Annotated in this window: 13 protein-coding genes and 1 pseudogene; 5 read left to right on the forward strand and 9 right to left on the reverse strand. The window is 35.2% G+C overall.

The window, feature by feature from the left end; genetic code table 11:
• Positions 1–82: 82 nt before the first annotated feature.
• Together secA and ACYIAJ_RS08565 are read right to left on the reverse strand one after the other, a co-directional pair.
• Positions 83–2,812: a preprotein translocase subunit SecA gene (gene secA, locus ACYIAJ_RS08560; protein WP_483560496.1), complete on the reverse strand. Its 2,730-nt coding sequence runs from the start codon at positions 2,810–2,812 to the stop codon at positions 83–85.
• A gap of 80 nt (positions 2,813–2,892) precedes the next feature.
• Positions 2,893–3,255 carry a hypothetical protein gene (locus ACYIAJ_RS08565; RefSeq protein ID WP_483564658.1) on the reverse strand — a complete coding sequence of 121 codons (363 nt, stop codon included), beginning with the start codon at positions 3,253–3,255 and terminating at the stop codon, positions 2,893–2,895.
• 262 nt (positions 3,256–3,517) lie between these two features.
• On the opposite strand from ACYIAJ_RS08565, the gene ACYIAJ_RS08570 reads away from it, so the two are divergent.
• Both ACYIAJ_RS08570 and folA read left to right on the forward strand, forming a co-directional pair.
• Positions 3,518–4,582, forward strand: coding sequence for an MJ1255/VC2487 family glycosyltransferase (locus ACYIAJ_RS08570; RefSeq protein ID WP_483560494.1), 1,065 nt, complete (start codon positions 3,518–3,520; stop codon positions 4,580–4,582).
• A 10-nt stretch (positions 4,583–4,592) separates the two neighbouring features.
• Complete coding sequence (gene folA / locus ACYIAJ_RS08575; protein WP_483560493.1) at positions 4,593–5,096, forward strand: type 3 dihydrofolate reductase; 504 nt, start codon at positions 4,593–4,595, stop codon at positions 5,094–5,096.
• A gap of 67 nt (positions 5,097–5,163) precedes the next feature.
• Here folA and relA read toward each other — a convergent pair whose 3' ends face one another.
• The 6 genes from relA to trmB form a co-directional block, all read right to left on the reverse strand.
• Positions 5,164–7,416 carry a GTP diphosphokinase gene (gene relA / locus ACYIAJ_RS08580; RefSeq protein ID WP_483560492.1) on the reverse strand — a complete coding sequence of 751 codons (2,253 nt, stop codon included), beginning with the start codon at positions 7,414–7,416 and terminating at the stop codon, positions 5,164–5,166.
• 3 nt (positions 7,417–7,419) lie between these two features.
• A complete protein-coding gene (gene rlmD / locus ACYIAJ_RS08585) occupies positions 7,420–8,757 on the reverse strand; it encodes a 23S rRNA (uracil(1939)-C(5))-methyltransferase RlmD (RefSeq protein WP_483560491.1) in 1,338 nt (445 codons plus the stop codon).
• A 10-nt stretch (positions 8,758–8,767) separates the two neighbouring features.
• Positions 8,768–9,256 (reverse strand): pantetheine-phosphate adenylyltransferase, encoded by a 489-nt coding sequence (coaD, locus tag ACYIAJ_RS08590; RefSeq protein WP_091346382.1) that lies wholly within the window; start codon positions 9,254–9,256, stop codon positions 8,768–8,770.
• A 199-nt stretch (positions 9,257–9,455) separates the two neighbouring features.
• Positions 9,456–10,472 (reverse strand): UDP-glucose 4-epimerase GalE, encoded by a 1,017-nt coding sequence (gene galE / locus ACYIAJ_RS08595; RefSeq protein ID WP_483560490.1) that lies wholly within the window; start codon positions 10,470–10,472, stop codon positions 9,456–9,458.
• 249 nt (positions 10,473–10,721) lie between these two features.
• Positions 10,722–11,885 carry a histidine-type phosphatase gene (locus tag ACYIAJ_RS08600; protein WP_483564659.1) on the reverse strand — a complete coding sequence of 388 codons (1,164 nt, stop codon included), beginning with the start codon at positions 11,883–11,885 and terminating at the stop codon, positions 10,722–10,724.
• 11 nt (positions 11,886–11,896) lie between these two features.
• Positions 11,897–12,604, reverse strand: coding sequence for a tRNA (guanosine(46)-N7)-methyltransferase TrmB (gene trmB, locus ACYIAJ_RS08605; protein WP_483564660.1), 708 nt, complete (start codon positions 12,602–12,604; stop codon positions 11,897–11,899).
• Positions 12,605–12,865: 261 nt separating this feature from the next.
• Here trmB and ACYIAJ_RS08610 point away from each other — a divergent pair, with 261 nt between their 5' ends.
• A complete protein-coding gene (locus tag ACYIAJ_RS08610; protein WP_483560487.1) occupies positions 12,866–13,813 on the forward strand; it encodes a ribose-phosphate pyrophosphokinase in 948 nt (315 codons plus the stop codon).
• Between the two features lie 73 nt (positions 13,814–13,886).
• A complete protein-coding gene (gene pth / locus ACYIAJ_RS08615; protein ID WP_483564661.1) occupies positions 13,887–14,471 on the forward strand; it encodes an aminoacyl-tRNA hydrolase in 585 nt (194 codons plus the stop codon).
• A gap of 101 nt (positions 14,472–14,572) precedes the next feature.
• Here pth and ACYIAJ_RS08620 read toward each other — a convergent pair whose 3' ends face one another.
• A complete protein-coding gene (locus ACYIAJ_RS08620; RefSeq protein ID WP_483564662.1) occupies positions 14,573–15,004 on the reverse strand; it encodes a DUF3597 domain-containing protein in 432 nt (143 codons plus the stop codon).
• Between the two features lie 242 nt (positions 15,005–15,246).
• Here ACYIAJ_RS08620 and ACYIAJ_RS08625 point away from each other — a divergent pair.
• Positions 15,247–15,696: pseudogene (locus ACYIAJ_RS08625) on the forward strand (GntT/GntP/DsdX family permease); the annotation flags it as partial.
• Positions 15,697–15,763: the final 67 nt, after the last annotated feature.

Genomic DNA, 15,763 nt, shown 5'->3' on the forward strand with positions numbered 1-15,763 from the left:
AGAAGCTTTCCTTTTTTATTTAATCACCGACTTTAATCGGTGATTTAAACATCAATTTATTCGATAATACTAAATTTTTGTCTTAATTAACAGCACCATGACAATGTTTATATTTTTTACCTGAACCACAAGGACATGGATCGTTGCGTCCTACTTTGGATTGTGAGCGTACCATTGGTTGTGGTGCACTAGTTGGCTGCGCTTCACTTTCACCACTCATACCGGCTAGTGATTCATGGTTAGCTTGCTGCTTAGCCATTAATTTTTCCATTTCGGCAAGGCGTTGGCGTTCGGCTTCGTCTACTTCTTCTTGTGAGCGAATTTGTACACGGCTTAAAATACCGATAACGTCATATTTTAATGATTCTAACATGCTGGCAAACATATTAAATGATTCTCGCTTATATTCTTGTTTTGGATCTTTTTGCGCATAACCACGTAGGTGAATACCCTGACGTAAATAATCCATTGAAGCTAAATGTTCTTTCCAAAGCGTATCAAGTGTTTGTAGCATAACACTTTTTTCAAAGTGTCTAAATGCTTCAGCACCAGCAGTATTTTCTTTTTCTAAATATCTGTCTTGTGCCATTTGTAAAATACGTTCGCGTAGTGTTTCTTCATGTAGATTTTGTTCTTCATCTAACCATTTTGCTATTGGTAAATCTAAGTCAAAGTCTGTTTTTAGCGCCGATTCAAGCCCCGGAATATCCCACATTTCTTCAATTGATTGTGGTGGAATATATTGGTCAATTAGCGTATTAAATACATCGTTTCGGATTGAATCAATAGTATCTTTTATATCGGTATTATCCAGTAAGCCGTTTCGTTCACGATAAATAACTTTACGTTGATCATTGGCAACATCATCATATTCTAGAAGTTGTTTACGTATATCAAAGTTGCGACTTTCCACTTTCTTTTGCGCATTGGCAATGGCTTTAGTTACCCATGGGTGTTCAATGGCTTCACCTTCTTTCATGCCCAGTTTACGCATCATGTTACCTACACGTTCAGAGGCGAAGATTCGCATTAACGGATCTTCAAGTGATAGGTAAAAACGTGAAGCACCTGGGTCACCTTGACGACCAGCACGACCACGTAACTGGTTGTCGATACGACGTGATTCATGACGTTCTGTACCTAAAATATACAGCCCTCCTAATGCAATCACTTCTTCGTGTTTTACTTGCCAAGCTTGTTTGGCTTTTTCGATATCTTCTGGGGTTGGATTTTCGATTTTTGCTATTTCGCTTTGCCAGTTTCCACCCAGCATTATATCGGTACCACGCCCGGCCATATTGGTGGCAATAGTCACAGCGCCTTTGCTACCAGCATTAGCAATAATTTCAGCTTCTTGAGCATGGAATTTGGCGTTTAAAACATTGTGTTTAATACCGGCTTTTTTAAATGCTTGCGAAACAAGCTCTGATTTTTCAATTGATGCTGTCCCAACTAAAACTGGTTGACCGCGTTTTACACATTCTTGTACATCCGCAACAATTGCTTTAATCTTTTCTTTTTCGGTCATATAGACAAGGTCAGATTGATCTTTTCGTTGCATTGGGCGATTAGTTGGAATAACAATCGTATCTAAACCATAAATTTGGTTAAATTCAAATGCTTCTGTATCAGCTGTCCCCGTCATGCCTGCTAATTTTTCGTATAAACGGAAATAGTTTTGGAAAGTGATTGAAGCAAGCGTTTGGTTTTCATTTTGGATTTTAACGTGCTCTTTTGCTTCAACTGCTTGGTGTAAACCATCAGACCAGCGTCGCCCATCCATTGTTCTGCCTGTATGTTCGTCAACGATGATAATTTCATTATCTCTAACAATATAATCAACATCACGATGGAATAGGTGGTGAGCGCGCAGTGCGGCGTTAACGTGATGCATTAATACGATATTGTTCGGTGCGTAAAGTGATTCATCACCTTTCATGATGCCTTGTTTAATAAGTAATTCTTCAACTTTTACTAATCCACGTTCAGTTAAATTTACTTGGCGTGATTTTTCATCAATAGAGAAGTCTCCATCCCCTTGGAACTGATCAGAGTCTTCTTTTTCTTGACTGGTTAAATAAGGAATAATCTTATCAACACTAATATATCTGTCAGAACTATCTTCGGCTTGACCTGAAATAATCAGTGGTGTTCTCGCTTCATCAATTAAAATTGAGTCGACTTCATCGACTAAAGCGTAATGCAGTGGACGCTGTACTCGAGCATCTTTGCTAAATACCATATTATCGCGTAAATAGTCGAAGCCGTATTCATTATTCGTACCATAGGTGATATCAGCATTGTAAGCCTCGCGTTTTATATGTGCAGGCATATTTGGCAGGTTGATTCCAACTGTTAAACCTAAAAATTCAAATAAAGGGCGGTTATTTTCAGCATCTCGCTGTGCTAAGTAATCATTAACTGTAATAATATGCACGCCTTTACCGGTTAATGCGTTTAAATAGGCAGGTAATGTTGCTGTTAAGGTTTTTCCTTCACCGGTACGCATTTCTGCAATGCAGCGTTCATTGAGTACCATACCACCAATTAGTTGTACATCAAAATGACGCATGCCAAATACACGTTTACTCGCTTCGCGTACTACCGCAAAAGCCTCTTCTAAAATATCATCTAATTGGGTTCCAGCAGCAATTTTTTGTTTAAACTCCGTGGTTTTTGCTTTTAGTTCATCATCGGTTAATGCTTCCATGGTTGGTTCAAGTGCATTAATGTTTTCAACTCTCTTGCGCATGTTTTTTAGTACGCGTTCATTGCGGCTACCAAATACTTTTGTTAATAATTTTAATAACATAACTTTTCTCTTGTTTTTTCAATGCGGATATAAGGAATTAACCTTATATAAATATTAGTTCTATTTGAGTTATAAATGCATTAAGCGGTAGTGTTGGGCCCAGCTCTTATGCCATTATAAGGAGATAGTCGAATAACTTTACTGGATGAAAGTTCAATATCATTGGGTGTGATAAAGATCGCTACAATGCATTGTTTTTGTGCATGCGGTAGCGTTTGTGATTTTTTTCGATCTACTTCTTGGTTATCTTGCACAATGGATGCAATTGCAATAATCCCAATTTGCGAAACAGGAGCTTCTGAGGGAAGCGTTTCGTGTTGATACAAACTGAACCCAGCAGCAATTGCACCTAATAATAAGTGTGATAAAGCGGTTTTAATGATCAACCGTTTGTTCAGTTTTTGCCAGTAGTAAATGACGATCATAACGCAATATTTTAGCATTTATTACAAAAATAAAAAACATTTATTATTTTTTATAACTGCTTATTTCATAATGATTTTTATATGGTTGATTTTATTTATATGAACTAATTAATTAACCAATTTGTATTTTCCTTTATTAATTTAATTAGATAATTTACTGGCTTGTCTATGTATATTAAGTTATGTTTTGGTTTTTATGTGTTTTTTAGTAAAAAAATAAGATAATTATAAAGTGTTCTGGTATGATATTTATTAATAATAATTGGCAAATAATATTGATATGAAAATTCTCTTTGGTGTTCAAGGAACAGGAAATGGCCATGTCAGTCGTTGTAGAACATTAGCTAAAGCTTTGAAAATAGCTGGTGCTGATGTGGATTATATTTTTAGTGGGCGAGATCCTAAAGACTATTTTGATATGCAAGCTTTTGGAGATTATAAAACTTATCGAGGAGTCTCTTTTGCAACGCTTAATGGTAAAATTAATTTTCGGAAGACTGTACAACGAATACGAGCATTTCGGCTTATTAAAGATGTGCGTGAGCTAGATTTATCAAAGTATGATTGCATTATTAGCGATTTTGAACCAGTGAGTGCTTGGGCGGCGCATCATCAGCATCGAGAGTGTTTAGGGATAAGCAATCAGGCGGTATGTCAATATCTTAAGCCTAAAGAATATGGGCTGATTGCTAATGTCATTATGAAATATTATGCACCTGTTACAAAGCCGATTGGTTTACATTGGTTCCATTTTGGGCATAAATTACTACCACCAATGATTGATACATTCCAAACTATGCCAACAGAAGACGGTAATGTTGTGGTTTATTTGCCGTTTGAAGGCTTAGATGAAATCATGGCTATGTTAAAACAATTTCAAAATCAACATTTTATTTGTTTCCATCCTGATGTCCAGCAGTCTTATAAATATAGCAATGTATCTTTGCAGCCGCTTGGGCGAGATAGCTTTACTCACGCTTTAATTAGTTGCTCTGGTATTATTTCAAATACAGGTTTTGCCTTAATTTCAGAAGCTTTAGCGCTAGGTAAAAAGATTTTGACTAAACCTGTTTCAGGGCAATTTGAGCAAATTTATAATGCACAATGTCTGCAATCTCTTGATATGGCAACGGTTATGGAAAATTTAAACTGTATCAAACTTAAGTATTGGCTTGATTTACCTTCTCCAAAAAAAATAATTTATCCTGATGTGGCTACCGAGTTAGCTAATTGGATTGTTGCAGGTCAAAAAGAATCGTTACTTTCTTTAAGTGAACGGCTTTGGAGTCAGACGGTGTTTCCTGAAAATGTAAATAATCGTATTAAATCTTTAGGTTATGTATAAAGGAACAAAAATGATTTTAAGTATTATTGTGGCGATGGCGCATAATCGTGTTATTGGTTTAAATAACCAAATGCCTTGGCATTTACCTGCGGATTTAGCTTGGTTTAAAAAAAACACGCTTAATAAACCTGTTATTATGGGACGAAAAACATTTGAGTCTATTGGGCGCCCATTACCTAACCGTCACAATATTATTATTTCAAGACAAGCAGCAATAGGAGGTCACGCAACTCCGCATGTAAGTTGGGTGCAATCGATTGAGGCAGCTATATTGTTAGCTCAAACACGGCATGTTGATGAAGCGTTTATTATTGGGGGGGGAAATATTTATCAACAGGCGTTACCTTTAGTTGATCGGCTTTATTTGACTCATATAGATGCAGAACTACAAGGTGATACTTATTTTCCTGATTATTTGTCTGAGCAATGGCAAGTCATTCATCAGGAAAGTCATCAACGCGACGATAAAAATGGTTATTTGTACCAATTTGAAGTTTTAGAGAGAAAGCCATAAAGGCTAATTTTTTTGATTAAATTTGCCACTAAAATTAAAAAGTAGCAAGTTAATACATTAATTAACCTTAAAAACGTTTAGCTTCGATAACATCAGGTAGTTGTTTTATTTTATTGAGCACTCGATTTAACGAGTCCTGATCAAAAATTTCCATATCGACCTCAATAGTCGCTAACTGTTGCTTCATATCAGAGCGACTAATTAGACCAAGGACATTAACCTTTTCATTAGCTAAAATCGTAGTAATATCTCGCAATAAACCACTTCGATCGTTGGCAACAATTTGTACCATCATGGTATAGCTTGAGTTGGTACTATTGTTCCAAATAGCATGAGTAATTCGTTCGGGAGCGTGATTTTTAAGTTCTTGTAATTGTTCACAATCAGAGCGATGAATTGAAATACCTCGCCCTTGGGTAACAAAACCAGTAATTGGATCGCCAGGAATAGGGCGGCAGCAGTTTGCAATGGTGTACATTAAGTTATCAACACCTTCAATAATAATTTCGCAGCCTTTTTTACTGCTGGTTTTATTAGCATTTTTGGTTTGTATATTTGATTTTTGGGCAATCTGCTTTAATACGGCTTCATCTTCTTCCTCTGCTGTTGGTTTATTAAATTGTGCATTGATGAAATTAACTAATTGATTAATCCTTATATCACCACTTCCAATACCAGCTAGTACCTCGTCAAACGAATGGGCGTTATATTTATTAATTAAGATTTTTTCAACGCTTTTTATACTAATATTTAATGGTTCCAGTTCGTGTTCTAAAATTTGTTGTCCGGCAGCGATATTTTTATGTCGATCTTGTTTTTTAAACCAAGCTTGAATTTTTGCTCTTGCACGGCTACTGTTAACAAATCCGGTATTAGGATTTAACCAATCTCGGCTTGGATTAGGTTGCTTTTGGGTAATGACTTCAACTTGATCACCCATTTTTAAATGGTAGGTAAATGGTACAATTCGTCCACTTATTTTAGCACCAATACAACGATGCCCAACATCACTATGGATATGATAAGCAAAATCAAGTGGTGTTGATCCTGCAGGTAAATCAACAACATCGCCTTTCGGTGTAAAAACATAAACTCGATCATCGAAAATCTGGCTACGAACGGCTTCTTGAATTTCACCACTTTCGGACATTTCTTGTTGCCACGTTAATAATTTGCGCAGCCAAGATATCCGTTGATCATAAGCTGTCATTTTATCGGTACTGCCTTCTTTATACTTCCAATGAGCGGCAACACCAAGTTCAGCATCATTGTGCATTTGTTCAGTTCGGATTTGAATTTCGATGGTTTTATCTTGTGGTCCATAAACAACAGTATGGATAGATTGGTAACCATTTGGTTTAGGATTAGCAACATAATCGTCAAATTCTTTGGCGATATGTTTGTAATGGCTGTGAACAATTCCTAATGCATTATAACAATCTTCAATACTATCACTGATAATACGCACTGCTCGGATATCATATAGATCTTCGAACTCAAGATGTTTACGTTCCATTTTTCGCCATATGCTGTAAATATGTTTAGGACGACCATAAACCTCAGCACGAACATGATCTTGGTCCATTAGCTCTTGTAGACGGTCAACAAATTGGTTGATATATAATTCACGATCTAATCGTTTTTCTTGTAATTTTTTAGCAATAAAGCGATATTCATCGGGATGTAGATAGCGGAAGCAAAAATCTTCCAATTCCCATTTTAATTGGCCTATTCCTAAGCGATTGGCTAAAGGTGCATAAATATTAAAACATTCTTTAGCAGCAAGTACTTGTTCTTCTAAGGGAGCATTGATTAAATTGCGCAAATAGGTAATGCGTTCTGCCAATTTAATGACTACACTTCGGAAGTCATTTACCATTGCTAGTAACATGCGACGAATACTATCAATTTGTTCGGTAGTGGCACTACCGTTACGGATCGCTCGTAGTTGGCGAATTTCTTTCATTCTGACAATGCTAGAAATGATATGAGAAATTTCACGATCGAAATCTTCAGGAATATCTTCTCGACGAATTATTTTTGTATCGACAAAAGGAAGTAACAAAGCAGCACATAAACTATTGATATCCATATTCAGTGTCGATAAAATTTCGACCATTTCTATTGCATTTTGGAAACAATGGATCTGTTCTGGTGCGCCAGCGCTGTTTTCAAAACAAAAATCTAAAACCTCTCTAAATTTTTTATAAGATGCAGGGTTGGTTAATAACAATTCTTGCTTTATCCATCGCTCAACATCAAATTGGGTAAGAGAATAATGATTTTCACTATGTTGGTGTGCGCCTCTAATCGATACCATAATTTATGTTCCTGATTTCGTTAACAACAACATTGATTCAATGTGTTTGGTTTGTGGAAACATATCCAAAATAGCAACTTGATTAATTTGATATCCAGCTTCGATAAGTTGTTTACTATCTCGAGCTAGAGTCGCAGGATTACACGATATATAAACGATTTTTGACGGAGCTAATTTTATAATTTCTATCATTGCATTTAATGCACCAGCTCTCGCTGGATCTAATAGTACTTTATTAAATTTCGATTGACTCCATATTGAAAATTGTTGGTTATCGTCTAAGTTGCTAGTTAAAAAATTGGTTTCAGCACAAATCTTATTATTATTTAATATAGTGTTAAATTTTGCTTTTTCAACCAGTGCATCAATCCCTTCAACGCCTGTTACAGTTTTGCATAATGTTGCCATAGGTAACGAAAAATTACCCATGCCACAAAAGAGATCTAAAACTTGGTCAGTTGGCCTTAATGATAGCCAATCAAGCGTTTGCACTATCATTTTTTGGTTAATTTTACAATTTACTTGAATAAAATCGAGAGGGCTAAACGTTAATTTTAAATGATTAAGCAAATAAAAATGTTCAGTGCTACCGGTAATATGTACTAAATCTTTTCCGTGAAAATAAAGTGAAATATTATTATCTTCAGCGAATGTTTTTAACAATTTAACATCATGCTCAGTTAAGGGTATGGTATGTCTTAAAACTATAATGATACCACTATCAACTGAAATTAATTCAATATGGCCAAGTGCTTTTTTTTGTTTTATGCGATTTAGTACGTCTTGTAAGGGTGCTAGCAAGGAATCTAATTCAACAACTAATACTGGGCAATGCTTAATATTAGTTATCTGGTTTGATTCGGCTTGGCGAAATCCAATAACTAATTCACCTTTAACAATATTGATCGAAAGTCTTGCTCGTCGACGATAATGGTAAGGTTGATCGGCAATGATTTGGGGCGAATGTTGAATAATATTAGCTAAGGGTTGTCCTGTTTCTTTTTGTAACAGTTTGATTAATGAATCATACTTTGCTTGTTGTTGTAGATGAGGAGCCATATGTTGTAATTCACAACCACCGCATTTTTCATAGTATTCACATTGTGGTTTCACACGCTCTTTGCTTTGATTATGGTATCGAATGACTTTGGCTTTAGCGTAATTTTTTTTATTTTCAGTTAGTTCAATATCAACGGTTTCATCAGGCAAGGCAGATTTAACAAAAATTGCTTTACCTTTATGATTGGCAACGCCTTGTCCAAAAGCATCTAAAGATGAGACTGTTACTGTCAATTTTTGTGGTATGAACTTTTTTTTCTGTGGAGTATAAAAATTAACCATAGACGTTTATTTATGTTAAGCGCTTTAATAATTCTGTTTTGACATGCAGTGGTACTAAATTTGTAATATCACCACCATGATAGGCGACATCTTTTACGATTGTTGATGAAATAAACCCCATTGCAATAGATGGCATCAAAAAGATAGTATCTAAATCAGATTTTAACGCACGATTCATTTCAGCAAGTTGTCTTTCGTATTCAAAATCATGTGTGGTGCGTACCCCACGAACGATAACAGTGGCATTGTGTGTTTGCGCAAAATTGGCCATTAAATTGTTAAAACCGATAACTTCAACATTAAGTAGATGTTCAACAGCAGTTGAAGCCAAGTTAACACGTTCTTCTAATGTAAACAGTGTTTTTTTGTTAGGGTTTTGAGCAATAGCAACGATTAATCGAGGAAACAATAACGACGCACGTGTAACAAGATCGATATGACCATTAGTAATGGGATCAAAAGTGCCCGGAAAAATAGCTGTCAAGGCTTTGCTTTTCATATTTCATATTATCCATTAGGTATGATAGCTGTATCATACCTAATTTTTCTTTGGATTGTTAGTTTAACGCTACAAAATTCTTTGGCTCAATATGGCGAAACTATCCCCATTGGTTAGCTAGTAGGGAGCATGACAGCTAACTGGGTTAAACTTAACCTTTTTTACTTTTTTTGATGCTGATTTTATTGATTCGTATTACTTAATCAGGATAACCTTGCGGGTTATTTGATTGCCAATTCCACGAGTCTTTTACCATGTCATCAAGTGTTAGTTTTGTTTTCCACCCTAATTTTTGTTCAGCTTTTTTTACATCAGCCCAAAATGCGGGTAAATCGCCAGAGCGTCTTGCTGCGAAGTGCCAATTGAGTGATTTTCCTGAGGCTTTTTCAAAGGCATTGATGACTTGTAACACACTGTAGCCAACACCGGAACCTAAGTTATAAATATGTACGCCAGTTTTATTATGATCAGCCTTAAGTGCGGCAATATGCCCATCAGCTAAATCAACAACATGTATAAAATCACGAACACATGTGCCATCTGTCGTTGGATAGTCATTACCAAAAACGGCTAATGATTCCCGTTTGCCGACAGCAACTTGTGTTATATATGGCATAAGATTGTTGGGAATACCGAGAGGATCTTCTCCCATTAAACCACTTGGGTGAGCACCAACAGGATTAAAATAACGAAGTAAAGTTAATGACCAATCAGGTTCAGCAACAGCTAAATCCATGATACATTGCTCGACCATTAATTTACTTTTACCATATGGACTAGTTGGTAAACCTTGAGGTAAAGTTTCAACATAAGGGACTGGTGCAAGTTCACCATAAACTGTTGCCGATGAGCTAAATACTAACTGTTTAACCCCTGCATCGCGCATTGCTTTCATAAGTACAATACTACCATAAACATTATTTTCATAATATTCAAGGGGTTTATGTACTGATTCACCTACCGCTTTGAGTCCTGCAAAGTGAATAACTGCACTAATGCTATGTTTTGCAAAAATTTTTTCTAATAATTGTGCATCACAAACATCACCTTGATAAAAATCAATTTTTTTCCCGGTGATTTTCTGTATTCTATCTAATACTGACACTTTGCTATTGAATAAATTATCAATCACTATGGGAGTATAACCTGATTGAATTAATTGTACACAGGTGTGACTTCCTATATATCCACAGCCACCAGTTACTAATATTTTCATAATAAACCTTCATCTAATTATAATAATTATAGTGATCTTCTGTTAGTTTTCAGTATCTTCACTTTTTTTATATTTCTATCTGTCCTATGGCTTACGCTTTGATAATATGAAGGAATAAATTAGCGTAAAATTAAATACGATCAAGCCAAGAACTAGATATGCTCCTTCAAAAATTTATTTTAATATACATTAGACTTAAAAATATGGCCATAAATAGAATGGCAAAATAATAACTTTTTACTGTTGTACTCACTCCGCTTGGTAAATGTTAAGCCGTTTTTCAAAATCTTTCCAAGCATAAAATCCATCACTGTTTAATGGCGCATCTTTCAATTTAAGTTGAAAATGCTCAGGTGGGTTATTAGCATCAAGTGCTTGTCCGTTATAGAGTTGCTCAAAACTTTGATAAATATATTCGGCCTTAAAGAAATATTCGCCCGTGGATAAATGTTGAAAACGCTGTAAAGCCAGTTTTCCGCCAATTGGTGTGGTTTCAAATTGCTTTGGAAGTTGGTAAGTTTCAAAATTTAATGCTCCTAACAACGATGCAATTGTACTGTCGTGTCCCACAAGTAGATTGACTTTATTTTGTTGTTGCATAAGATCGCTTATGGTGTTGATGATGAGTGCAGCTGAATGTTTGGCTAATGTTTTAGTATGGAATATTAAATTAATATATTGATTACGAATTTCAACTATTTGTTTCCACTGTGCTAAGTCATTTATCCTGCCCCATGCAATTTGTTCTTGAGGGAATGCGGAATAATATTGTAATAAAAATGCATCAACCGCAGATGCACCTATGGCTAATGCGCCAAGCAATGCTGGTTCTTCATTTTTCTTAAAATGAAGTTCAATCGGGATATCAGCTAGCGGGCATTGGTATTGAGCATATAGTGTTGAGTGACGATAATCTAAAATGTCTGATAAAATTTCATAAGCAGGTGCTAAATTTTTAAAGATGGCTTCTGCTTTATTTATTTCTTCAATATCACTTAATACCGCGTGTTTTAATTCCAGGGAATCATCCTTTAGACTTGGATCAAAAATAGGATCCATTTTTTCGATTGGATATTTGTGGTTAATAGCAATATCATAACCAGCATAAGCACCAGCTATAATAAATTGTGCGGTTGCCACCGTTCTTTGTAGGCTATTAGCATAAACAAATACTTCTGGCATAGTTACCGACGGTTTAATGCCGTGGCTCTCAAGCCATTGTGATAAATAGCGGCCAAAATAAACCTCTAAAGCTCCCCCTCGTGTTGTTAAATAGCCATAAGGATGTTGCCATTTAGGCCATTTAAAAGGCGTTGCTTGCTCAAGAAATTCAAGTGTATTTTGTAAAGGTGTGCGAATACCATGGCGGCTAAGTATAACGATTTTATCTAATCGGTAATGGTTGTTTTTCATTTTGAGATCCATCATGATTTTTTTATAAATTGTAAATCCCAAACACCATGACCAAGATTTTTTCCTCTTTTTTCAAATTTAGTAATTGGTCTATCATCTGGTCTAGGGATGTAATCACCTGTTGGGGATAAATTTTCGAACCCTTCTGCTTGGATTAATACTTCAAGCATATGTTCTGCATAGTGTTGCCAATCTGTTGCAAGATGCAAAATGCCACCGGATTTTAATTTTTGGCGAATTAATTGTACAAATTCTGGTTGAATAATTCTGCGTTTATTATGTCTTGCTTTATGCCATGGATCAGGGAAAAAAATTTGCACTTTGTCTAGCGAATGATTCCCTATCATATTGACTAACACTTCAACTGCATCGTGGCACATGACTTTTAAGTTAGTTAATTGGTTTTCTTCAATTGCCATTAAACAAGCGCCTACACCAGGTTTATGTACCTCAATACCTAGAAAATTTTTGTTTGGAGCATGTTTTGCCATTTCAACTAATGAAGCACCCATGCCAAAACCTATTTCTAATACTAATGGTTTGTCTGTATCGAAACTCACCGTTGAGTTTGCATTGTAGTCAATACCAAATACTGGCCATAAATTGACTAAAGCTTGCTGTTGACCTTTGGTTAAGCGACCTTGCCTTAAAACAAAGCTGCGAATAGTTCTTTTGGGTTTTATATCTTCAATCTGATTGGTAATTAATTGTTCATTCATTACGTTGTCTTTTGGTTTGAGAATTGTTGAAATTTATTATTCACTATGACTAATAATAAGTAATAGTTTAACCGATTTTTAATTCACTTCAAAAAACATATTATCTACTTATTTTTTTATTTATTATTGTGATATATACAAAATATTTTTAATAAATTTTTATAATGTGGTTGAGCATAATCTGTAAATGATTATATAATTGTCATTCCGATTTAACCGATTACGTATAAGTAATCATGATAACATGCTTGAGGATTTCTCGTGCCTGATATGAAGCTTTTTGCTGGTAATGCCACACCCGAACTAGCAAAGCGTATAGCTAATCGTCTTTATACTTCTCTTGGTGACATTGTTGTAAGCCGTTTTAGTGATGGTGAAGTTAATGTCCAAATCAATGAAAATGTCCGTGGTGAAGATGTTTTTATTATTCAATCAACTTGTGCTCCAACCAATGATAATTTAATGGAATTACTTGTCATGATCGATGCAATGCGTCGTGCATCTGCTGGTCGTATTACTGCGGTTATTCCTTATTTTGGTTATGCAAGGCAAGATCGTCGAGTTCGTTCGGCTCGTGTACCTATTACCGCTAAAGTTGTTGCTGATTTTCTATCAACAGTTGGTGTTGATAGGGTATTAACCGTTGATCTTCATGCAGAACAAATTCAAGGCTTTTTTGATGTGCCTGTTGATAATGTATTTGGTAGCCCAGTTATTTTAGAAGATATGTTACAACGTGATTTTGACCGTCCGATTGTGGTATCTCCAGATATTGGGGGGGTGGTACGTGCTCGTGCGATAGCTAAGCTACTTAATGATACTGATATGGCTATTATTGATAAACGCCGTCAACGCGCAAATGAAGCTGAAGTGATGAATATCATTGGTGATGTTGCTGATAGAGATTGTATTTTAGTTGATGATATGATTGATACAGCGGGAACACTTTGTAAAGCAGCTGATGCTTTAAAAGCACGAGGTGCAAAAAGAGTGTTTGCTTATGCAACGCACCCAATTTTTTCAGGTAAAGCAGTAAGTAATATAAAAAACTGCGCTATTGATGAAATTGTTGTTTGTGACACAATTCCATTAACGGCCGAAGTAAAAGCATTGAAAAATGTTCGCCAATTAACTTTGTCAGGTATGCTTGCTGAAGCAATTCGTCGAATCAGTAATGAAGAATCGATTTCAGCTATGTTCCATCAATAATCTATTTTATCATTGAGTTAAATGCCCCTTTTGGGGCATTTTTCACAATAAAATCAGTGACAATAAAAATATTATGACAACGATAAAACTGATAGTAGGTCTTGCCAATCCCGGAAATGAATATGCAGAAACGCGACACAACGCAGGTGCATGGTTTATTGATCAATTGGCCCAGCGTTATAATCAATCATTAAAAAATGAACCAAAATTTTTTGGTTACACATCTCGAATCAACATTTCAGGTCATGATGTGCGTTTATTGGTTCCAACTACATTTATGAATTTAAGTGGTAAAGCGGTGCAAGCTATGGCAACATTTTACCAGATAAAGCCAGAAGAGATATTAATTGCTCATGATGAACTTGACTTGAATCCCGGTATAGCCAAACTTAAGTTTGGTGGTAGCCATGGTGGGCATAACGGGTTAAAAGATATTGCTAGCAAATTAGGTAATAATTTGAATTTTTATCGGTTACGGATTGGCATTGGTCATCCTGGGGATAAAAATAAAGTTGTTAGCTATGTTCTCAATAAACCCTCTAGACCTGAACAAAATTTGATTGATCAAGTTATTGACGAATCAGTGCGTTGCACCGATATTTTATTATCGAAAAGTGTCGAAGCTGCAATGAATCAGTTACACTCTTTTAAAGCTTAGTTTATTTAATGAATCAAAAAATACTAATAAAAAACCCAGTGGCTTGTATAAAAAAATCCACCCGAAAATCAGGTGGATTATAATTACCTTAATCGGCTAGGTTAAGAAAATAGATGAGTGACATTACCGCCTTTTTCAGCTATTTTTTTCATAACTTCTTTAATTAGCCATGTATTCATTGCCGCAGTATCATCAGTGTTACCAGTATAATTTAGTTCTTGCGCTAATTTTTTACGTGCATCTAAACTACTGTCCATACCTAATAATTTCAATAGATCAACGATAGACGTTTTCCAATTAAGCAATTCTGGATGCTTTTTAGCTAAATTATCAAGAATAGAGGTGACATCAACATTAGCTGCCGAAACGCTTTGTTCTACCTTTTCTTTAATTTGTTCTGAACCATTTGATACTGTATCTTTGGCTGATCCAGTCATATTTTCAACTTTATCTTTCACCGCATCAACTGCATGATCTACTGCTGCTTGAGCGTTAGGAAATACTTTAGAAAAAATGTTATTTAAGATACCCATATTACACTCTCCACTATTTTTATTGTTGAACTATTTAGATGTAGATACTAATTCATATATAACGCTCAGAAATTGGAAAAGTCAAAGTGATTATAATTTAATAGCATTTTATGTATTATTGAGCGATGTTTACAAAATATTAATTATGTTAACTACTTTTATAATATTAAATTAATTGTATTTACAAATGAGTAATTTTCATTTTTGAATTATATTATTTTCGTAGTAAATAAAAAATGCCCTTAAAAGGTATTGCAATGGTAGTATTAATTATCGGGGCTGGTGGTGCACTAAAACAAATTATTATTGATACTGGAATTGGCGATGTTATTGGACAATTAATGTCAACAGGGGGCGTATCACCATATATTATGGCATGGTTAATTACAGTGTTAATTCGTTTAGCTACAGGGCAAGGTGTTGTTTCTGCAATGACAGCTGCGGGAATCATTGGCGCTGCTGTGATTGATCCAACAACAGGCGTTATGAATGGAGTTAATCCAGCACTACTCGTTCTTGCAACTGCAGCTGGCTCTAATACGTTAACTCATATCAATGATGCTTCATTTTGGTTATTTAAAGGTTACTTTGATTTATCGATTAAAGATACTTTAAAAACATGGGGCTTATTAGAATTAGTTAATTCAATTGTTGGCTTAACTGTTGTACTTATCATAAGTATTATTGCTTGATTGTCCTTTCTTAAAAAGATTAACTGCAAAATGTAGCAGTTAATCTTTTTTATTTTTATTATTTTTA

Source organism: Gilliamella sp. X-46, from assembly GCF_057063525.1.